This is a genomic window from Mesorhizobium sp. M1027, assembly GCF_040318745.1.
Classification (GTDB): Bacteria; Pseudomonadota; Alphaproteobacteria; order Rhizobiales; family Rhizobiaceae; genus Mesorhizobium.
Genome location: NZ_JAMYMW010000020.1, coordinates 13,738 through 32,813, shown reverse-complemented (window position 1 = coordinate 32,813; position 19,076 = coordinate 13,738). Strand labels below are relative to the sequence as shown.

The window sequence follows — 19,076 nt, the reverse complement described above, 5'->3', positions numbered from 1 at the left end:
CTATGGCTCTATACGAACATGTGTTTCTTGCTCGGCAGGACCTCTCGCAGCAGCAGGTCGATGCGCTTGTCGAACAGTACAAGGGCGTCATCACTGCGAATGGCGGGTCCGTCGGCCGGGTCGAGAACTGGGGACTGAAGTCCCTCACCTACCGGGTCAACAAGAACCGGAAGGCATATTATACACTCATGGACATCACCTGCCCCCCGGCCGCGCTCAACGAAATGGAGCGCCAGATGGGTCTGTCCGAGGACGTACTGCGTTTCCTGACCATCAAGGTCGATGCGCATGAGGAAGGTCCGTCGGCAATGATGCAGAAGCGCGAAGAGCGCTCGGAACGCGGCGGCTTCGGCGACCGCGACCGTGGCCCGCGCTCATTCGGTGACCGCGATCGCGGTGACCGTGGTGATCGTCCGCCGCGCAGCTTCGGCGATGGCGGTGCCGATCGTGGCCCGCGCCGTCCGCGCGAAGGCTTTGAAGGAGCCGCAGAATAATGGTCGACATCAACCAGATCCCAACCCGGCGCCCCTTCCACCGCCGCCGCAAGACTTGCCCGTTCTCTGGCGCCAACGCGCCGAAGATCGACTACAAGGACGTGCGGCTTCTGCAGCGCTACATCTCCGAGCGCGGCAAGATCGTGCCATCGCGCATCACCGCCGTCAGCCAGAAGAAGCAGCGCGAACTCGCCAAGGCGATCAAGCGTGCCCGCTTCCTCGGCCTGCTGCCCTACGTGGTCCGCTAAATCTACGCGGGCGGTTCGCCGCCCGCTTTTTGTCACCGGCCACGACGGGCGTAGCCGGATCGAACACCAAATCCCGGGTTGGATTCGACAAGAGATCCTAACTGCCGCGACAGGCAGGACAGCGACACAGGCGGCGACGCCCAGCTTCCTGACCTGTTCCAGACAACTCGGCGCCGATCCGGAGGATAGCGCCCAAGCGAAGGAACAAAACCATGGAAGTCATTCTTCTCGAACGCGTTTCCCGCCTCGGCCAGATGGGCGACACCGTCAAGGTCAAGGACGGATTCGCCCGCAATTTCCTGTTGCCGCAGGGCAAGGCGCTGCGCGCCAACGAAGCTAACAAGAAGAAGTTCGAGGGACAGCGGGCGCAACTGGAAGCCCGCAACCTGGAGCGCAAGTCCGAGGCCGCGCAGATTGCAGAAAAGCTCGACGGCAAGAGCTTCATCGCCGTGCGCTCGGCCGGCGAGACAGGTCAGCTTTATGGTTCGGTCTCGACACGCGACATCGCCGAGCTGGTGACCGCGGAAGGTTTTTCGGTCAACCGCAACCAGATCCTGCTCAACCAGCCGATCAAGACCATTGGCGTCACCAATGTGGCGATCGCGCTGCATCCGGAGGTCGAGGTTACCATCACGCTCAACATTGCCCGCACGGCCGACGAAGCCGAGCGCCAGGCCAAGGGCGAAACACTGACCACCGCCGAAGCCATCTACGGCGAGGACATCAACGATAATGCGCGGCCGGAAAACTTCTTCGATCCGAATGCGGAGTTCGAGGGCGGCGAAGACAACGGCTGATCGTCATTCGTCGGCATTCGCCGGCTAATCGCTATTCTGGACCAATGCCCGGGCCTCGTACCCGGGCATTTTTATGCCAAATGGAACTTTTCGAACCCCTATATCTTGATGCAGAATAAGACAGCCTGTCTGACCGAGAGGGGACATTTGGTCATGAATATTCTGCTGAAACGCATTCTCGACCGCCTGGTCCGCACAGGCAATCTCAAGGTGACAGGGCCGCAAGGCTCGATGGTGACTTTCGGTGACGGCAGCGGCGAACCGGTGCACATGCACATCAAGACCAGGCATGCCGAGCGCGCCATCACTTTCGATCCGATGCTGGCGGTGCCGGAAGCCTACATGGACGGTGAACTCGACATTCTCGAGGGCGGCGTGCTGGGGGTGATGCGGATTGCCTTCCAGAACATGGGCAGCGGCGGTATCGATGCGACCTGGTCGAAAGCGATCGAAGGTCTGCGCCACGCCTTCCGGCGCCTGCAGCAAATCAACACGGCGTCGCGGGCGCGCCGCAACGTGCAGCGCCATTACGATCTGTCGGGCGACCTCTACCGCCTCTTCCTCGATGAGGACATGCAATATTCCTGCGCTTATTTCGAGCAGCCGGATATGACCCTCGACGAGGCACAAGCGGCCAAGAAGCGCCATATTGCCGCCAAGCTCAGGCTGAAGGCCGGCCAGACGGTGCTCGATATCGGCTCCGGCTGGGGTGGGCTTGGCCTTTATCTCGCCAAGGCGTTCGACGTCGACGTACAGGGGGTGACGCTGTCGACCGAGCAGCACGGCGTCGCCACCGATCGCGCCCATGCGCAAGGCCTGCAAAACCGGGTTCATTTCGACATCAAGGACTATCGCGAACTCAATGAACGTTTCGATCGCATCGTCTCGGTCGGCATGTTCGAGCATGTCGGCGTCAATCATTTCCGCACCTTCTTCGACAAGTCGGCGACGCTGCTGAAGCCGGACGGCGTCATGCTGCTGCATACGATCGGCCGCTCCGGCGTGCCGTGGGCGACCAGCGCCTTCATCCGCAAATACATCTTCCCGGGCGGCTATATTCCGTCGCTCTCAGAAGTGATGCCGGCCATCGAAAAATCGGGGCTCGTCGTCACCGACATCGAGGTTCTGCGGCTGCATTATGCAGAGACGCTGAAGCATTGGGGCGAACGCTTCGCCGCCAACCGCGACAAGGCCAAGGCGATTTATGACGAGCGCTTCTGCCGTATGTGGGAGTTCTATCTTGCCGCCTCGGAAGCTGCCTTCCGCTGGCAGGATCTGGTGATCTTCCAGATCCAGATTGCCAAGAAGAACGACACGCTGCCGATGACGCGCGACTACATGGCCAATTGTGAGAAGGCGCTGGAGATGCGCGATCTTGGACGTCGTGAAAAGGCTCCGGCGGCCAAGCCCGCTCGCCGCCGCAAAATGGTGGATCCGGAGTAGACGGCCGGCGATCGCGCCATTGCCGCTTGCCATTTGCCGACTGGCACGCTGAAAAGGCTCCCGTCAACGCGGGACCTTTTTTATGACCTACCTCCTCTACGTCGCTGCCGCACTTGCCGAGATCGCCGGCTGCTTTTCGTTCTGGGCATGGTGGCGGCTGGAAAAATCGGCGCTGTGGTTGGCGCCCGGTCTCGTCTCGCTGGTGCTATTTGCGTGGCTGCTGGCGCTGGTCGACACCAGCGCGGCGGGCCGGGCCTACGCCGCCTATGGCGGCATCTACATTGCCGCCTCGCTGGCCTGGCTGTGGCTGGCGGAAGGCGTGCACCCCGACCGCTGGGACCTTGCCGGTGCCGCGATCTGCATCGTTGGCGCCTCGGTCATTCTGCTCTCACCTCGGACTGTCTAAGCGATGGAACTGCCCGTCCCGCTTAGACAAGGCGTCGACCGCCTTCTCGAACAGGTGCCGTTGCCGATGCTTAAGCAAGCGGCAAAGACGCTGTCGGACCGCTACCGCGCAGAGTTGCGCGACGGTCGCCTGCACATGGCCGAAGACATGGCGGTGAAGGCCTATCTGGCAACGCGGCTGCCGGCGACCTATGCTGCCGTCCGCGCCAGCCTCGAGGCCGTAAGCGAGGTGCGGCCCGATTATGCTCCGAGAACCCTGCTCGATGTCGGCGCCGGCCCTGGCACGGTGCTTTGGGCCACAACCAATCTCTGGCCGGATCTCCAACAGGCGGTGCTGCTCGAGGCCGGCGCCGCCGTGCGAAGGGTCGGCGAAGCACTTGCCGCGGATGCGATCACGGCCAGGACCGCCTGGCGGACCGGCGACGTCACCGTCGACCTGGTCGATCTGGAGCCGGCCGAGCTGGTGACTTCAGCCTATGTGCTGGATGAGATCGCGCCGGCATCGCTGGCAAAACTCGTCGACCGGCTCTGGCAGCTGACCGCCGACACGCTGCTGGTGGTCGAGCCGGGCACGCCGGCCGGCTGGCAGCGTATTCTTGCCGTGCGGCGGCAGCTGATCGATACGGGGGCGCACGTGCTTGCGCCCTGCCCGCATGAGGCGCCCTGCCCGCTCGTCGCTCCCGACTGGTGCCATTTCGCCCGTCGCGTCGCCCGCTCGCGCCTGCACCGTCTGGCCAAGGATGCCGAGGTGCCGTGGGAGGACGAGAAATTCATCTTTGTCGCGGCTTCCCGCCATCCGGCCACTCCGCCTCGAGCGCGAGTGATCGCACCGCCGAACTCGGGCTCCGGCAAGGTCTTGCTGAAGCTTTGCCAACAGGATGGGAGTGCTGCCGAGCGACTGTTCACCAAGCGCGATGGAGGGGCGTTCAAGGCCGCACGGCGACTGGACTGGGGTGATGCCTTGCCGGAATGACCGGCAGCTATTTTCCTGTTTTGTTCTCGCCCAAGAACGGCTAAGCTCGCCATCTTGATTCGAGTCAATTGAGATTCTTTCCACCGAAAGAACCTGGCTGTGAATCGCGGGCATCAAAGTTGGTTGGTTGGGGACTGATGCAGATAAGTCATCACCGACTTGTCTCGTTCTGATATCGAGAGACCGGGGATCAGGACCGGGGACATCATGGCAGAGGCAGCACGAAAATTCGGCGTGGCGGAAACACCGCTCTATCGCGAGGCGCCGAACAACATCGAGGCCGAGCAGGCGCTGCTCGGCGCCATACTGGTCAACAACGATGCCTTCTACCGCGTCTCCGACTTCCTGAAGCCCGGCCATTTCTACGAGCCGCTGCATAGAAAGATCTTCGAGGTCGCGGCCGAGCTCATCCGCATGGGCAAGATCGCGACGCCAATCACGCTGAAGACCTTCCTGCCGGCCGACGAGAAGGTCGGCGACATGACGGTGGCGCAATATGTCGTGCGGTTGGCGGTCGAGGCCGTCACGGTCGTCAACGCCACCGACTATGGCCGCGCCATCTACGATCTGGCCACGCGGCGCGCGCTGATCACCGTCGGCGAGGACATGGTCAACATCGCCTATGACGCGCCGGTCGACATGTCGCCCTCCGACCAGATCGAGGATGCCGAGCGGCGCCTGTTCGAGTTGGCCGAGACCGGCCGCTATGATGGCGGCTTCGAGAGCTTCACCGACGCCGTCAAGACCGCCGTCGACATGGCCAATGCCGCCTATATGCGCGACGGGCATCTGTCGGGCATCGCCACCGGCTTGCGCGACCTCGACCGCCGCATGGGCGGCCTGCAGTCGTCCGACCTGATCATCATTGCGGGGCGCCCCGGCATGGGCAAGACCTCGCTCGCCACCAATATCGCCTTCAATATCGCCGAGGCCTACGTCCCGGCGCAGCAGGCCGACGGCTCGTTCAAAGCGGCCAATGGCGGCGTCGTCGGCTTCTTTTCGCTCGAAATGTCGTCCGAACAGCTGGCCACCCGCATCATCTCCGAACAGACCGAAATCCCGTCGTCGAAAATCCGCCGCGGCGAGATCAGCGAGATGGATTTCGAAAAGCTCGTCGCCTGCTCGCAGACCATGCAGAAAATCCCGCTGTTCATCGACCAGACCGGCGGCATTTCCATTGCTCAGCTGTCCGCCCGCGCACGTCGCCTGAAGCGCCAGCGCGGCCTCGACGTCATCGTGATCGACTATATCCAGCTGATGCAGGGATCGAGCGCGAAATCATCGCAAAACCGCGTCCAGGAGATCACCGAGATTACCACCGGGCTCAAGGCGCTGGCCAAGGAGCTGGCGGTGCCGATCATTGCGCTGTCGCAGCTGTCGCGCCAGGTCGAGAGCCGCGACGACAAGCGCCCGCAGCTTTCGGATCTGCGCGAATCCGGTTCGATCGAGCAGGACGCCGACGTGGTGCTGTTCGTCTACCGCGAGGAATACTACCTGAAGAACCGCGAGCCGAAGCCCGGCACCGACGAATACATCAAATGGGAACACGAGATGAACGAAATGCGCGGCAAGGCCGAAGTCATCGTCGCCAAGCAGCGCCACGGACCGACCGGCTCGGTCAGCCTCGCCTTCCAGGGCGAGTTCACCCGCTTCTCGGATCTTGCCGAGGAGCATCATTTGCCGGATCGGTTTGAGTAAGCGATTGGCCGACATAACAACAAGAATGCGGGAGTACGGCGTTCCTTCGCGCCCCCCTCTGTCCTGCCGGACATCTCCCCCACGAGGGGGGAGATTGGCTGTCACTCTACCCGGCTCTCTAATATGGGACGCTGGAGATTGGCGAAATCCGAAGCGCAATCCGATCTCCCCCCAAGTGGGGGAGATGTCCGGCAGGACAGAGGGGGGCGCTGTCCCGCCTGCCTATCCTGCGCTGGCACCTGCCACACCCGAACCGGGCCACGCCTGATGGCCAAATCGCGCGTCCAGTTCATCTGCCAGAATTGTGGTTCGGTGCATCAGCGCTGGGCCGGCAAATGCGATGCGTGCGGCGAGTGGAACACGCTGGTCGAGGAAGGTACGTCCGGCGGCATAGGCTCGGGTCCGGCCAATAGCCGTAACGCGCGCAAGGGTCGCGCCGTAGTGCTCACCACCTTGTCCGGCGACATCGAGGACGCGCCGCGCATCGTCTCCGGCATCGGCGAGCTCGACCGCGCCACGGGCGGCGGCTTCGTGCGCGGCTCGGCGCTGCTGGTCGGCGGCGATCCCGGCATCGGCAAGTCGACGCTGCTCACCCAGGCCGCGGCCGCGCTGGCGGCAAAGGGCCACCGCATCGTCTACGTCTCGGGTGAAGAGGCCGTTGCCCAGATCAGGCTGCGCGCGCAGCGGCTCGGCGTCGCCGACACCCCGGTCGAGCTCGCCGCCGAGACCAATGTCGAGGACATCCTCGCCACGATCGCCGACGGCAAGCGGCCGGATTTGGTCATTCTCGATTCGATCCAGACGCTGTGGACCGGCATGGCCGATTCGGCGCCCGGCACGGTGACCCAGGTGCGTGCCGCCGCCCAGGCGATGATCCGCTATGCAAAATCCACAGGGGCGGCGATCGTTCTGGTCGGCCATGTCACCAAGGAGGGCCAGATCGCCGGCCCACGCGTCGTCGAGCACATGGTCGACGCGGTGCTCTATTTCGAGGGCGAAGGCGGCCACCACTTCCGTATCCTGCGCACGGTCAAGAATCGATTCGGGCCAACCGACGAGATCGGCGTCTTCGAAATGTCGGACAAGGGCTTGCGGGAAGTCGCCAACCCGTCCGAGCTTTTCCTCGGCGAGCGCCATGCGAAGTCGCCGGGTGCCGCGGTTTTCGCCGGCATGGAGGGCACACGGCCGGTGCTGGTCGAGATCCAGGCGCTGGTGGCGCCGTCGACGCTGGGCACGCCGCGCCGCGCCGTCGTCGGCTGGGACGGTGCCCGGCTGTCGATGATCCTGGCGGTTCTGGAAGCTCATTGCGGCGTCCGCTTCGGCACCCACGACGTCTATCTCAACGTTGCCGGCGGCTACCGCATTTCGGAGCCGGCGGCCGACCTGGCCGTGGCGGCGGCACTGGTTTCCTCGCTCACCGGTCTTGCCCTTCCCGCCGATTGCGTCTATTTCGGCGAAATCAGCCTTTCGGGTGCGGTGAGGCCGGTTGCGCATGCGCAGCAGCGTCTCAAGGAAGCCGAAAAGCTGGGTTTCGGAAGCGCGGTTCTGCCCTTGGGCAGCGAGGAACTTGTCGGTGGTAATGGGGTCGGGGGGATCGGAGCCGGCGCTTTCCAGCCCACCGAGCTTGCCGATCTCGTGGCGCGCATAGCCGGCTCACGGCGCAGCCGCGTCGACGAGCGAGAGTGATGCGGCTCGTCGAGCCGCGAAAAAGAGATCGGAGTGGGGCGAAAACATGCCGATTACGCTGCTTGACGGAATTCTCGTCGGCTTCACCCTGGTCTCGGCGATGCTCGCCATGGTTCGCGGCTTTTCGCGCGAGATCCTGTCGATCATCTCCTGGGCAGCCGCCGCGGCGGCCGCCTTCTTCTTCTACAAGCCGGTGCTGCCTTACATTCAGCCCTATATCGACAACGAAAAGGCCGCCATGGCCGCGGCCGCCGGTATCGTCTTCATTGTCGCGCTGATCGTCGTTTCGGTCATCACCATGAAGCTCGCCGACTGGATCATCGATTCCAGGATCGGCGCGCTCGATCGTACACTTGGCTTCCTCTATGGCGCGGCGCGCGGCATCCTGGTCGTCGCTGTTGCGCTGCTTTTCTTCAATTGGCTGGCCGGCGCCAAGGCCCCAGGCTGGATTGCCAACGCCAAGTCAAAGCCGCTGCTCGAATCGATCGGCGCCAAGCTCGAAAGCCTGCTGCCCGAGGATCCGGAAAACGCTATCCTCAACAAGCTCAATCCGAATCAGCCAGCCACCGAGACGCCTCTGGCCCCAGACGCCCCTGCAGCGGAAGCACCTGCCGCCGGCGACGACGCCACCGCTCCGGCACCCGATGACAGCGACGCGCCACCGGCCGACAATGCGCCCGCGACGCCGGCACCTGCAAACCCGGCGCCGGCAAACTGATTTCGACAGACTTGCCAATCTGCAGACTTGGCGAGGCATCAAGACTGACGATCATGTGAACGCCGCACGACGTGCGTTGCTTTCGATGCGCTATGACCTTATATGGCGACTTTAGCGGAGCTTGAGCCCCCAATGGCAGACGCAGACGACGTGCTTTCCGCCGAAGCCGACGACCATTTCCACGACGAATGCGGCGTGTTCGGCATTTTCGGCCGGCAGGACGCCGCAGCCATCGTAACCCTCGGCCTGCATGCGTTGCAGCATCGAGGCCAGGAAGCGGCCGGCATCGTTTCCTACGACGGCACCCAATTCCATGTCGAACGCCATGTCGGCCTGATCGGCGACACCTTCACCAAGCAGCGTGTCATCGACAGCCTGCAAGGCAACCGTGCCATCGGCCACACGCGCTACGCCACCACCGGCGGCTCCGGCCTGCGCAACATCCAGCCTTTCTTCGCCGAACTTGCCGATGGCGGCTTTGCCGTCGCCCACAACGGCAATCTCACCAACGCCATGACCGTGCAGCGCGCGCTGCAGAAGCAAGGCGCCATCTTCTCTTCCACCTCCGATACCGAGACGCTCTTGCATCTGGTTGCCACCAGCAAGGAGCGCGACCTGAATTCGCGCTTTATCGATGCGGTGCGCCAGGTCGAAGGCGCCTTCTCGCTGGTGGCGATGACGTCCAAGAAGATGATCGGCTGCCGCGACCCGCTCGGCATCCGCCCGCTGGTACTCGGCGATCTTGACGGTGCCTGGATCCTCGCCTCGGAAACCTGTGCGCTCGATATCATCGGGGCGCGTTTCGTGCGTGACCTGAAGCCCGGCGAAATGGTCGTCGTCACCAGCAAGGGCATCGAAAGCCTGTTCCCGTTCGAGCCGCAGAAGACCCGCTTCTGCATTTTCGAATATGTCTATTTCGCGCGGCCGGATTCGTCTGTCGAAGGCCGCAATGTCTACGAAGTGCGCAAGCGCATCGGCGCCGAGCTGGCGCTGGAAAGCCCGGTCGAGGCGGACATCGTCGTGCCGGTGCCGGATTCGGGCACGCCGGCGGCGATCGGCTTTTCACAGGCCGCGGGCATTCCGTTCGAGCTCGGCATCATCCGCAACCACTATGTCGGCCGTACCTTCATTCAGCCCGGCGATTCGATCCGCCACATGGGCGTCAAGCTCAAGCACAACGCCAATCGCCGCATGATCGAAGGCAAGCGGGTGGTTCTGGTGGACGATTCGATCGTGCGCGGCACCACCAGCCAGAAGATCGTGCAGATGGTGCGCGATGCCGGCGCGAAGGAAGTGCATATGCGCATTGCCTCGCCGCCGACGCGCGCCTCATGCTTTTACGGCGTCGACACGCCGGAGAAATCGAAGCTGCTGGCATCGCGCATGTCGGTGGAGGAGATGGCCGAGTTCATCCGCGTCGATTCGCTCGGCTTCCTGTCGATAGACGGGCTCTATCGCGCCGTCGGCGAAGCCGGCCGCGACAACGAGCAGCCGCAATTCTGCGACGCCTGCTTCACCGGTCAGTATCCGACCCGGCTTGCCGATTTCGAAGGCTCCGACAATGTGCGCACGCTGTCGCTGTTGGCGGCAGGTGGGTCGTAGGCCTTGCCGGTCCGTTTGTCTCCGTCCCCTTGGCCCCTTACGGCGGTTTCACCTTGCCTGTCGGAATCCATCGTATGAGCCTTGACCTCTCCGGCCGCGTTGCGGTCGTCACCGGCGCGTCGCGCGGTATCGGCTATTTCATCGCCAGGGAGCTTGCCGCGGCCGGTGCGCATGTGATTGCAGTTGCTCGCACCGTCGGCGGCTTGGAAGAACTCGACGACCAGATCAAGGCAGATGGCGGGCAGGCGACGCTGGTCCCGCTCGATCTTGCCGACATGGCGGGGATCGACCGGCTGGGCGGCGCCATCCACGAGCGCTGGGGCAAGCTCGATATACTGGTCGCCAACGCCGCTGTGCTCGGCGTCATCGCCCCGATCGGCCATGTCGAGGCCAAGACCTTCGAGAAGGTGATGACCATCAACGTCACCGCAACATGGCGGCTGATCCGCTCGGTCGACCCGCTGCTCAGGCTTTCAGATGCCGGCCGTGCTATCGTGCTGAGCTCCAGCCTTGCCCACTCCGCACGCGCCTTCTGGGCGCCTTATGCGGCGTCGAAGGCGGCGGTCGAGGCCATGACGCGTTCATGGGCGCATGAGACCGAAAACCTGCCGCTCAGGGTCAATGCCGCCGATCCCGGGGCAACGCGCACCGCGATGCGGGCGCAGGCCGTACCCGGCGAGGATCCTGAAACACTGCCGCACCCTTCGGAGATCGCCAAGCGTATCGTGCCGCTGGCCAGCCCTATGCTCAAGGAGACCGGGCTGATCTTCCAGGCCAAGCACAATCGCTTTGTCGCCTACCGGCAGCCGGAGTAGCCACACATCGCATTTTGCCGGAAGAATTGCGCCGGCACCAACGTTGTTCGGGTGCCACAATTCGAGGAACGGAGGACCATATGCGGAGACTGCTTCTCTTGACTGCCACCGCGCTGCTTGCAGTTATCGGCGCCACGTCGTCGCAGGAGGCAACGATGAGCTTTTTCGTCACCAGCGTCGGCTCCGGCAAAGGCGCCGATCTCGGCGGTGTGGCCGGCGCCGACGCCCATTGTAGTTCACTGGCCGAAGCCGCGGGCGTTACCGGCAAGACATGGCGCGCTTATCTCTCGACCAGCGATACCGATGCACGCGACCGTATCGGCAAAGGCCCGTGGTTCAACGCCAAGGGCGTCAAGATCGCCGATGATGTCGCTTCCCTGCATAGCGATGCCAACGCCATCACCAAACAGACGGCACTCGACGAAAAGGGCCAAATGGTCAACGGCCGCGGCGACACGCCCAACCGGCACGACGTTTTGACCGGCTCCAAGCCGGACGGCACGAAAATAGCCGACCAGACCTGCGGCGACTGGACGCTGAGCGGAGCAGAAGGTGTGGCGATGATGGGTCATCACGATCGTACCGGCCTCGACGATTCGGCAGCCGCCAAATCGTGGAATTCCTCGCATGCGTCACGCGGTGGCTGCAGCCAGGAGGCGCTGAAGGGCACCGGCGGCGACGGCCTGTTCTATTGTTTTGCGGTGAACTGAACCACCGCCGGAAAACGACCGACATCACGCGGCTGTGATGCCGTGGCTTAACGCCGCGCTTTGGCCCAGCTTTCGCCGCTGGGCCGGAGTTGCTAGGATCGTGCGACTCCCAAACAAGCAGAGCGAGGAAATACTCATGGCGGCACCGAGCGTAGCGTTAGTCTGGTATCTGGTGATCGCCGGCCCGCAAGGCGGCATGGTCGTGCTGCCCAGCACATTCGACACCCGCGAACAGTGCGCCTTCGCCATAACCGAATACCAGAAGCAACCGACGCCGGCCGGCTGGTCGGTGCAGTGCGTGCCGAGCGCCTCGCCCTTCGCCGACGAGGGCGACGCCGAGGAGCCGTCGGCGCAGTAGGACAGCGTGATCTCCCCCCTTGAGGGGGAGATGGCCGACAGGCCAGAGGGGGGTTGGTCCGATCGGGCTCGGCCTGCTGCAGCGGTTGGCGCTTCACGCGAGACAACCCCTCTGTCGCCTTCGGCGACATCTCCCCCTGAGGACCCTCAAGGGGAGATCGTCAGCGTCGGGCGCTGACCGTCAGCTCCGGCTTCTGGCTGATGGTCTGAAACACCACGCAGTAGCGCTCGGTCAGCTTGAGCAGCGCATCGATGCGCTCCTGCGGTTCGTCGGTGTCGAGCCCAAATGTCAGCCGGATGGCGCGGAAGCCAACCGGCGCATCCCTCGCCACGCCAAGCGTGCCGCGAAAGTCGAGATCGCCTTCGGCTTCCACCGTGGCGGCTCCAAGCTTGAATTCCAGCGCCGTCGCCACTGCCTTCAGCGTGACACCGGCGCAAGCCACCAGCGCCTCCAGCAGCATGTCGCCGGAGCAGAGTTCGAGCCCGGTGCCGCCGGTCGCCGGATGCAGCCCGGCAAGGGCAATCGCCCTGCCCGTCTCGACCTTGCAGGCGATCGATTGGTTGTCGATCGAGCCCTTGGCCTTGAGGGTAATCAGCGCGCGCGAGGCGTCGTCGCGATAGGCCTCCTTCAGCGGCGCCTGCATGGCCTTCAATGCGATCGCGTCCATTTCATTTCTCTCCCATAGTTGTCTGGCTTCGCCGCTTAACGGCGGTGTCGCCTGCCCCAAACGCAAGTCCCCGCTGGCGTAGCGCTTGGCAGGGTTTCGCCCGTATAGCCTGACGATACGGGTGCCCGACATCCAACGCCTTCACACCCTCTCTCGCAACACATTCGTAAGGCCGCCGGACATATGGCCGATATCGCCACCCTGGAAACCCGCGAAAGGGTTCTTGCGGGCCTCCTGTTCAACGGCGCTGCCGTCTGCTGTTTCGATGCACGACGCCTCGATCAAGCTGACACTATGGTGTCAGGACGGGGCAGCGTAAGCTGGTAAAATGACGGAATCGCTGGACATGTCAGGCACAGTGGAAAGCGCCCGCGAACGTACCCTCGGCATCATCCTGGTCTCGGCATCGGCGGCCGTCTTCGGCCTCACCGGCGTGCTGACCAAATCGATCCATGCCGACCCGCTGACCATCACCTGCTGGCGCGGCTTCGTCGGCTCGATCCTGATCAGCCTTTATGTGCTATGGCGTCGCCAGCGCTCCGGCGGTCGCGACAGCCTGCGGCTCGGCTGGCGCGGCTGGCTGCTGGCGATCGAGGGCGCGCTCGCCAGCATCGCCTTCATCTCGGCGTTCAAGTTCACCTTTGTCGCCAATGTCGCGATCATCTACGCCACCGCACCCTTCGTCACCGCGCTGCTTGCCTTCATGCTGGTCCGCGAGCCGTTCCGGCTGCAGACGCTTGCCGCCGCCGCCGTGTCACTGTGCGGTGTGGCGATCATGGTCTGGTCCGGCTTCGGCACCGGCCATCTGTTCGGCGACGGGTTGGCGCTGCTGATGACGATCGGCAGCGCGCTCTACATGATCATGGTGCGGGCCTTCCGCGATACGCCGGTGGTGTGGGCGGGTGCCGTGTCGGCGTTCCTCCTGTTCGTGCTCGGCTGGCTCATCACCGATCCGCTGGCCGTCTCGGCCAGGGACGCTGTGCTTCTAGCCACCTTCGGCGCCTCGTTCGCGCTGGCCTCGATCCTGTGGACGGAGGGCACCCGGCTTATTCCGGCGGCCGAGTCAGGATTGCTGGGCTCGGCCGAAGTGCCATTCGCGATCCTGTTTGCCTTCCTGTTCCTCGCGGAGATCCCGCCGGCAGCCAGCATGCTCGGCGGGGCCATCGTGCTTTGCGCGGTGTTCGCTCACGCCGGCCGAGACTGGCTGATGGCCAAGCAGCGCGCAGCGGATGCATGACCAATCCTCGCCGCGTCCGAGGGCGAGTTGGCGGTCCGATCACGAGAAGTCCGTTCCTCAAAATAAATTTGAAAAGTCATGGAACCATCATAGGGCTCAGTCATTATGGCTGCGACGGGCCACCCCAAGTCCCCCCAAACCCCTCGGCCCGTCCTACTCAGAGCCGACCGCAAGGTCGGCTTTTTCTTTGCTGGCTCAGTTGGCCAAGGCCAGGTTGCCGCTGAACAACGCGGCCAGATCCTGCGCTGGTCGATCGGCATCCTCACGCAAGCGGATGGCGAATTCGGCGACCGGCACTGGCGGCAGATCAAGATCGCGCGGCGCCTCGACGATGCCGGAATGAGCGAAGCGCGCAGTCCTCAACGTCAAGGCGATGCCGGCGTGCACTGCCGTGCGCAGGCCGGCAAGGCTGGCACTGCCGGCAGCAATGCGGTAGCGACGGCCGGCCGCATCGAGTGCACTGGTCGCCGCTTCGCGAAACCCGCAATGAGGATCGAGCAGTGCCAAGGGCAGTTCGTCATGGCGGGTGGCCAGCCCATTCTGTGAGCAAAGCCAGATCATCGGTTCCTTGAGCACGCCGACTTCGTCGCGTGTCGCCACCTGCCGCATGGCAATGGCCAGATCAAGGGTGCCGGCCTGCAAAGCCTGCGCCAGTTCAGCGGAACGGCCGACGCGCAATTCGATCCTGACGCGCGGATGGCTGACAGCGAAAGCCCTGAGAAGCTGCGGCAAGCCGCTGTCGGCGAAGTCCTGCGTGGTGCCGATGGCGACGCGCCCGTCGGCACGCGCCCCTTTGAGGGCCAGCCACGCCTCGCGGTGCGCGGCAAGGATGCGACGCGCGTGGCCGACCAGATCCTCGCCTGCCGGCGTCAGACCGCGCCCTCGCCCCTGCGGCACCAGCAGCGCTTCGCCGACAACATCCTCCAGCCGCTGCATCTGCGCGGTCACTGCGGACGGGGAGCGGCCGACGATCGACGCGGCCCGCGCCAGGGAACCGTCATCGACGAAAGCGAGGAAAGTCTTGAGGAGGTCGGGATCGAACATCTGCATAATTCGACACTATCAAAGTGTTTATCAAAAACAATTCGATTTTTTTGATTTAGTAATGATGGCACGATTTTTTCGTCGGCGAGAAACGCCGCTTGAAGCCGAGGAGAAGAAACATGCCGATCATCAATGTCAGCGTCACCGGCAAACCCGATGCCGGTTTGTCAGCCGCCATTGCCAAGGAGGTGACCGAACTGACGGCCATGCATCTGCGCAAAGATGCAACGATTACAGCTGTTGCCATTTCCTATCACGACCCAGAGCACTGGTTCGCCGGCGGCAAGTCGCTGGCCGAGCATGGCGCCAACACGGCTTGGCTCGACATCAAGGTTGTCGACGGCACCAACACCAAGCTCGAGCTGGAGGCGTATCTGCAGGCAATTTTTGCCGCATTCGGCCGGCTTCTGGGCAAGGTGCATGAGGAAAGCTACGCCCTCGTGCATGAAGTGCCTGCGGCCGCCTATGGCTTTGGCGGCAAGACGCAGGAATTCCGCTTCATCAGCGGAAGGATGAAAGCGGCGTAGCTGCGATAGGCAGCCGAATCCAGTGATGACAGGAGAAAAGGAAAATGGAGCCGCATTGACGTTGATCCAACTTCGGCTAGGTTCTCACCCGAAGCGGCCACTGAAGAGCCGTGACGTGAGATTGTTGGGAGATGCGGCGATGATCCTGACACTGGCGCTGCTTGCGGGTCTTGTCGCAGCCTGGCTGCTGATCGGCGTGGTGGAGACGTTCCGCCTCGGCCTGCGTTTGAGCCAGGCGCTGCTCTACGTGCCGTTCAAGCTCGCCTACCGGATCAGCGACGAGCGCATCAAGATTGCCCGCAAGTCGGCGGCCCCGGTCATCTACGTCGTTTGGCATCAGTCACGCATCGAGCCGGCGCTGATGCTGTCGCTGCTGCCGGAGGACACGCTGCACATCCTCGACCAGGCTTCGGCCAGGTCGCCGTGGCTGGAGCCGTGGCGTGAGCTCGGCCGCACCATCGCCTTCAACGCCGAGCATGTCTTCGTCAGCCGCAGATTGGTGCGGGTGCTGAAGGGCAAGGGCCGGCTCGCCGTTTACCTGCCGGATGCGGTCGAGCCCGACGTCAAGTCGTTTCGGTTGTTTCGCGCCATCACCCGTATCGCCATGCAGGCCGACGCGCGCATCGTGCCGATCTTCGTTGCCGGCGCACGCAGCCTGCCGGCTTCACTGACGCCGGCGGACAAGGCGCCCCGCCACTGGTTTCCGCAGCTGTCGATCAGCGTGCTGGAGCCGATGACCATTGCCGAGCTGGTGGCGCGGAATCCCGATCAGGCCTCCAACACAAATGCGTTGTTCGATCGCTTCGCTGAGGCCAGGCTTTTCGGCAACGATCTCGATCGCGGCCTGTTTCTTGCCATGCGCGATGCCGCCGACCGGGTTGGCGCTTCGCATCCAATTGTCGAGGACGTCATTGGTGGCGCGCTGAGCTACCGGAAAATGTTCATCGGCGCCAGGGTTTTGGGCCACCGCTTCGAGGCAATAACAGCGCCGGGCGAAGCGGTTGGGCTGCTCCTGCCCAACGCTAATGGCGTCGTGCTGTCGTTCGTCGGACTTTTGTCGGCTGCGCGGGTGGCAGCAATGATCAACTATACCGCCGGCCCGGCCAGCGTCACCGCAGCCGTCCGCACGGCGATGATCCGCACCGTGGTCTCCTCACGCGCCTTTGTCGAAAAGGCCAATCTCGCCGACATCGTCGAGGCGGTGGAAAAAGGCGGGGCGAAACTGTTGTGGCTAGAGGATGTTCGCGCAAGCGTGACCGTGCTGGACAAGGCCGCAGCCGCCTTGCTGTGGCGCTGGCCGCTGCAGCGCCAGGATGCCGCCAAGCCGGCGGTGATCCTGTTCACCTCCGGCTCGGAAGGCACGCCCAAGGCCGTGGTGCTGTCGCACCGGAACCTTCTTGCCAATGCGATGCAGGCGGAAGCCCGCATCACCATCTCGCCTGCCGACATTCTGCTAAACGTGCTGCCGGTGTTCCACTCGTTCGGGTTGACCGGCGGCACCATCCTGCCGCTGGTCACCGGAGTAAAGCTGTTCCTCTACCCGTCACCGCTCCACTACAAACTTATTCCGGAGGTGGCGCGCAAGGTCCGGCCGACGGTGATGTTCGGCACCGACACGTTCCTCGCCAATTATGCCCGCACCGCCAAGGACGACGATTTTTCCAGCCTGCGCTTCGTCGTGGCCGGTGCCGAGGCGGTGAAGCCGGAGACGCGCCGGGTTTACCGTGAGCGCTTCCAGGCCGAGATCATCGAAGGTTTTGGCTTGACCGAGGCCGCACCGGTGGTTGCCGTCAACACCGCCATCCACGGCCGCGACGGAACGGTCGGGCGGCTGCTGCCGGCCATGCGCATGAAACTCGAACCGGTCGAAGGCATTAGCGACGCCGGCCGGCTGTGGCTCGACGGGCCAAACCTGATGATGGGCTACATGACCGCCGATAGGCCGGGCGAGTTGCAGCCGCTCGAAGGCTGGCACGACACCGGCGATATCGTTTCGGTCGATCGCGAAGGCTTCATCACCATTCGCGGCCGCGCCAAGCGCTTCGCCAAGATAGCCGGCGAGATGGTATCGCTTGGTGCGGTCGAGATGCTGGTGCAGTCGCTGTGGCCGGAAGAGCATCACGCCGTGGTGGCAGTGCCGGACAAGCGGCGCGGCGAGCGCCTCGTTCTGGTCACCACCGCCGACAATGCGGATCCCGACGAATTGCGCGAATTCGGCAAAAAGGCCGGGGCGGCCGAACTGATGGTGCCGAACGACATCGTCAAGGTCGAAGAGATCCCGGTACTGGGCTCCGGCAAGACCGACTATGTCTCGACTAGAAAGCTGGCGCTCGAGAGGCTGGGACTGAGCGCAGCCGCCTGAGGTTTGCTGTCGAAAACTCTAGAGGACCACCACCGACAACAGCAGAATGACGCCGACGGCCATCATCAGCAGGCCCGGCCAGTTCTGCGACAGGCCAAGAAAACGGAGCCCGCGTCGTCGCGGCTCCAGAGTCGGACCTTGTGTTGCGAGATTGGGCGTCGGACTATCCGGCGCGGTGGAGACAGCGGCCGGCTCACTAAGCCGCCCGCGCATGATGGCCGCAACCGCCATATAGACGAGGCCGGCGACAGTCAGTAACGCGCCGATGAGGATGACAGCCATTTCTCCTCGTTTCCGATGGTCTTGCGCCCGATGCGGCAGCTTGCGCGACGTTGACGACGTATCACGACCCGCCGCTCAAACGGACCTACCAACACAAACGGTCTGGCCGCCCAGCAAGTTCCGAAAACGGGTTTTTGAGGTGCGTTCCACAGCGCCGCGTGCTCTGCTAGCCGCTCCCAAGTCCAAATCCGTCAGCCAATGTCCGACGACGGCATCTTCTCGCCTTCGCGCTTGGCGCGTCTCGAATAGGCGCGCACGCTGAACGGCAAGAAGACCAGATAGCCGGCAACCGAGGCCGTCAGCGTATACCAGGGATAGGTCATCAAAAGCAGGACGTAGAGGACGACTGCGAGGATGATCGGCAGCACTCTGTCGCCCGGTATCCTGACGCTCTTGCCGGAATAGACGGGCAATCTGCTGACCAGCAGGAACGCCACCAATATTGTGAAGCCAGTGGCAATGAAGGCCGCCAGGCGGCTGGGTTCAAGCCCAAGCCTGAGGAAGAACAGATAGAGCGGCAGCATCACCAACACCGCACCCGCCGGCGCCGGCACGCCGACGAAATATTCGGTCTGCCACTGCGGACGGTCGAGCTCTTCGTCGAGCACGTTGAAACGGGCAAGCCTCATCCCACAGGCGATGGTGAACAGCAGTGCGGCGATCCAGCCCGGCGAACCTGCCCTGTCGAGTAGAAAGGCATAGAGCACCAGCGCCGGTGCCACGCCGAAATTGACGATATCGGCCAGCGAATCCATCTGGGCGCCGAATTTGGAAGTCGCCTTCAGCATTCGCGCCAGACGGCCGTCGATACCATCGAGGAAGGCGGCGAGCAGCACCATCACCACCGCTGGCTCGAAGCGGCCCTCGAAGCCGAAGCGAATACCGGACAGGCCAGCGCAGATGGCAAGCACCGTGACAAGATTGGGCAGCACCATGCGCATCGGGATTTCGCGAATGCGCGGCCCACCGCCGCCATGCGCCTCGAATTTCTTGAACGGCGGCGCCACCGG

Annotated in this window: 20 protein-coding genes; 16 read left to right on the top strand and 4 right to left on the bottom strand. The window is 63.6% G+C overall.

The genetic code is table 11. The annotated features are described in order from the left end of the window. The first annotated feature begins 2 nt into the window (after nt 1-2). The 13 genes from rpsF (at nt 3) to NKH50_RS27985 (ending at nt 11,947) form a co-directional block, all read left to right on the top strand. Nucleotides 3-494, top strand: coding sequence for a 30S ribosomal protein S6 (gene rpsF, locus NKH50_RS28045; protein WP_254820244.1), 492 nt, complete (start codon nt 3-5; stop codon nt 492-494). Next, on the top strand, nt 494-742 hold the full coding sequence (gene rpsR, locus NKH50_RS28040; RefSeq protein WP_006203718.1) for a 30S ribosomal protein S18: 249 nt from the start codon (nt 494-496) through the stop codon (nt 740-742). Before rpsF ends, rpsR begins: the two co-directional genes overlap by 1 nt. Before the next feature lie 212 nt (nt 743-954). Continuing rightward, nucleotides 955-1,539, top strand: coding sequence for a 50S ribosomal protein L9 (gene rplI, locus NKH50_RS28035; RefSeq protein WP_254820243.1), 585 nt, complete (start codon nt 955-957; stop codon nt 1,537-1,539). 153 nt (nt 1,540-1,692) lie between these two features. Beyond that, nucleotides 1,693-2,982 carry a cyclopropane fatty acid synthase gene (locus NKH50_RS28030; protein WP_352507937.1) on the top strand — a complete coding sequence of 430 codons (1,290 nt, stop codon included), beginning with the start codon at nt 1,693-1,695 and terminating at the stop codon, nt 2,980-2,982. 82 nt (nt 2,983-3,064) lie between these two features. After that, a complete protein-coding gene (locus NKH50_RS28025) occupies nt 3,065-3,388 on the top strand; it encodes a YnfA family protein (protein WP_352882400.1) in 324 nt (107 codons plus the stop codon). Nucleotides 3,389-3,391: 3 nt separating this feature from the next. Next, nucleotides 3,392-4,360 (top strand): small ribosomal subunit Rsm22 family protein, encoded by a 969-nt coding sequence (locus tag NKH50_RS28020; RefSeq protein WP_352882398.1) that lies wholly within the window; start codon nt 3,392-3,394, stop codon nt 4,358-4,360. Between the two features lie 207 nt (nt 4,361-4,567). Then, on the top strand, nt 4,568-6,058 hold the full coding sequence (locus NKH50_RS28015) for a replicative DNA helicase (RefSeq protein WP_352882396.1): 1,491 nt from the start codon (nt 4,568-4,570) through the stop codon (nt 6,056-6,058). Nucleotides 6,059-6,325: 267 nt separating this feature from the next. After that, nucleotides 6,326-7,744: a DNA repair protein RadA gene (gene radA, locus NKH50_RS28010; protein WP_352882394.1), complete on the top strand. Its 1,419-nt coding sequence runs from the start codon at nt 6,326-6,328 to the stop codon at nt 7,742-7,744. A 46-nt stretch (nt 7,745-7,790) separates the two neighbouring features. Beyond that, nucleotides 7,791-8,462 carry a CvpA family protein gene (locus tag NKH50_RS28005; RefSeq protein WP_254820238.1) on the top strand — a complete coding sequence of 224 codons (672 nt, stop codon included), beginning with the start codon at nt 7,791-7,793 and terminating at the stop codon, nt 8,460-8,462. A 132-nt stretch (nt 8,463-8,594) separates the two neighbouring features. After that, nucleotides 8,595-10,064 carry an amidophosphoribosyltransferase gene (purF, locus tag NKH50_RS28000; RefSeq protein ID WP_352479226.1) on the top strand — a complete coding sequence of 490 codons (1,470 nt, stop codon included), beginning with the start codon at nt 8,595-8,597 and terminating at the stop codon, nt 10,062-10,064. A 74-nt stretch (nt 10,065-10,138) separates the two neighbouring features. Next, the gene (locus tag NKH50_RS27995) at nt 10,139-10,879 is read left to right on the top strand and encodes an SDR family NAD(P)-dependent oxidoreductase (protein WP_352507942.1); all 741 of its coding nucleotides are present in this window, start codon (nt 10,139-10,141) and stop codon (nt 10,877-10,879) included. Nucleotides 10,880-10,959: 80 nt separating this feature from the next. After that, on the top strand, nt 10,960-11,589 hold the full coding sequence (locus NKH50_RS27990) for a hypothetical protein (protein WP_352705359.1): 630 nt from the start codon (nt 10,960-10,962) through the stop codon (nt 11,587-11,589). Between the two features lie 136 nt (nt 11,590-11,725). After that, nucleotides 11,726-11,947, top strand: coding sequence for a hypothetical protein (locus NKH50_RS27985; protein WP_254820234.1), 222 nt, complete (start codon nt 11,726-11,728; stop codon nt 11,945-11,947). Between the two features lie 160 nt (nt 11,948-12,107). On the opposite strand, the gene NKH50_RS27980 is transcribed toward NKH50_RS27985, so the two are convergent. Next, nucleotides 12,108-12,614 (bottom strand): OsmC family protein, encoded by a 507-nt coding sequence (locus NKH50_RS27980; RefSeq protein WP_352738106.1) that lies wholly within the window; start codon nt 12,612-12,614, stop codon nt 12,108-12,110. A 346-nt stretch (nt 12,615-12,960) separates the two neighbouring features. On the opposite strand from NKH50_RS27980, the gene NKH50_RS27975 reads away from it, so the two are divergent. After that, on the top strand, nt 12,961-13,851 hold the full coding sequence (locus NKH50_RS27975) for a DMT family transporter (RefSeq protein ID WP_352882390.1): 891 nt from the start codon (nt 12,961-12,963) through the stop codon (nt 13,849-13,851). A gap of 195 nt (nt 13,852-14,046) precedes the next feature. On the opposite strand, the gene NKH50_RS27970 is transcribed toward NKH50_RS27975, so the two are convergent. Beyond that, entirely contained in the window at nt 14,047-14,901 is an 855-nt protein-coding gene (locus tag NKH50_RS27970) for a LysR substrate-binding domain-containing protein (RefSeq protein ID WP_352882388.1), read from the bottom strand. 113 nt (nt 14,902-15,014) lie between these two features. On the opposite strand from NKH50_RS27970, the gene NKH50_RS27965 reads away from it, so the two are divergent. Next, nucleotides 15,015-15,422 (top strand): tautomerase family protein, encoded by a 408-nt coding sequence (locus NKH50_RS27965; protein ID WP_352479219.1) that lies wholly within the window; start codon nt 15,015-15,017, stop codon nt 15,420-15,422. Between the two features lie 139 nt (nt 15,423-15,561). Continuing rightward, entirely contained in the window at nt 15,562-17,784 is a 2,223-nt protein-coding gene (locus NKH50_RS27960; protein WP_352882421.1) for an AMP-binding protein, read from the top strand. Nucleotides 17,785-17,802: 18 nt separating this feature from the next. Here NKH50_RS27960 and NKH50_RS27955 read toward each other — a convergent pair whose 3' ends face one another. Next, nucleotides 17,803-18,066: a hypothetical protein gene (locus tag NKH50_RS27955; protein WP_352738112.1), complete on the bottom strand. Its 264-nt coding sequence runs from the start codon at nt 18,064-18,066 to the stop codon at nt 17,803-17,805. 191 nt (nt 18,067-18,257) lie between these two features. Further along, on the bottom strand, nt 18,258-19,073 hold the full coding sequence (locus NKH50_RS27950; protein ID WP_352738114.1) for a CDP-alcohol phosphatidyltransferase family protein: 816 nt from the start codon (nt 19,071-19,073) through the stop codon (nt 18,258-18,260). Between the last annotated feature and the right edge of the window lie 3 nt (nt 19,074-19,076).

Coding starts and splice junctions, on each gene's coding strand:
- rpsF (WP_254820244.1), top strand. CDS start 3: ATGGCTCTATACGAACATGTGTTTCTTGCTCGGCAGGACCTCTCGCAG.
- rpsR (WP_006203718.1), top strand. CDS start 494: ATGGTCGACATCAACCAGATCCCAACCCGGCGCCCCTTCCACCGCCGC.
- rplI (WP_254820243.1), top strand. CDS start 955: ATGGAAGTCATTCTTCTCGAACGCGTTTCCCGCCTCGGCCAGATGGGC.
- NKH50_RS28030 (WP_352507937.1), top strand. CDS start 1,693: ATGAATATTCTGCTGAAACGCATTCTCGACCGCCTGGTCCGCACAGGC.
- NKH50_RS28025 (WP_352882400.1), top strand. CDS start 3,065: ATGACCTACCTCCTCTACGTCGCTGCCGCACTTGCCGAGATCGCCGGC.
- NKH50_RS28020 (WP_352882398.1), top strand. CDS start 3,392: ATGGAACTGCCCGTCCCGCTTAGACAAGGCGTCGACCGCCTTCTCGAA.
- NKH50_RS28015 (WP_352882396.1), top strand. CDS start 4,568: ATGGCAGAGGCAGCACGAAAATTCGGCGTGGCGGAAACACCGCTCTAT.
- radA (WP_352882394.1), top strand. CDS start 6,326: ATGGCCAAATCGCGCGTCCAGTTCATCTGCCAGAATTGTGGTTCGGTG.
- NKH50_RS28005 (WP_254820238.1), top strand. CDS start 7,791: ATGCCGATTACGCTGCTTGACGGAATTCTCGTCGGCTTCACCCTGGTC.
- purF (WP_352479226.1), top strand. CDS start 8,595: ATGGCAGACGCAGACGACGTGCTTTCCGCCGAAGCCGACGACCATTTC.
- NKH50_RS27995 (WP_352507942.1), top strand. CDS start 10,139: ATGAGCCTTGACCTCTCCGGCCGCGTTGCGGTCGTCACCGGCGCGTCG.
- NKH50_RS27990 (WP_352705359.1), top strand. CDS start 10,960: ATGCGGAGACTGCTTCTCTTGACTGCCACCGCGCTGCTTGCAGTTATC.
- NKH50_RS27985 (WP_254820234.1), top strand. CDS start 11,726: ATGGCGGCACCGAGCGTAGCGTTAGTCTGGTATCTGGTGATCGCCGGC.
- NKH50_RS27980 (WP_352738106.1), bottom strand. CDS start 12,614: ATGGACGCGATCGCATTGAAGGCCATGCAGGCGCCGCTGAAGGAGGCC.
- NKH50_RS27975 (WP_352882390.1), top strand. CDS start 12,961: ATGTCAGGCACAGTGGAAAGCGCCCGCGAACGTACCCTCGGCATCATC.
- NKH50_RS27970 (WP_352882388.1), bottom strand. CDS start 14,901: ATGCAGATGTTCGATCCCGACCTCCTCAAGACTTTCCTCGCTTTCGTC.
- NKH50_RS27965 (WP_352479219.1), top strand. CDS start 15,015: ATGCCGATCATCAATGTCAGCGTCACCGGCAAACCCGATGCCGGTTTG.
- NKH50_RS27960 (WP_352882421.1), top strand. CDS start 15,562: ATGATCCTGACACTGGCGCTGCTTGCGGGTCTTGTCGCAGCCTGGCTG.
- NKH50_RS27955 (WP_352738112.1), bottom strand. CDS start 18,066: ATGGCTGTCATCCTCATCGGCGCGTTACTGACTGTCGCCGGCCTCGTC.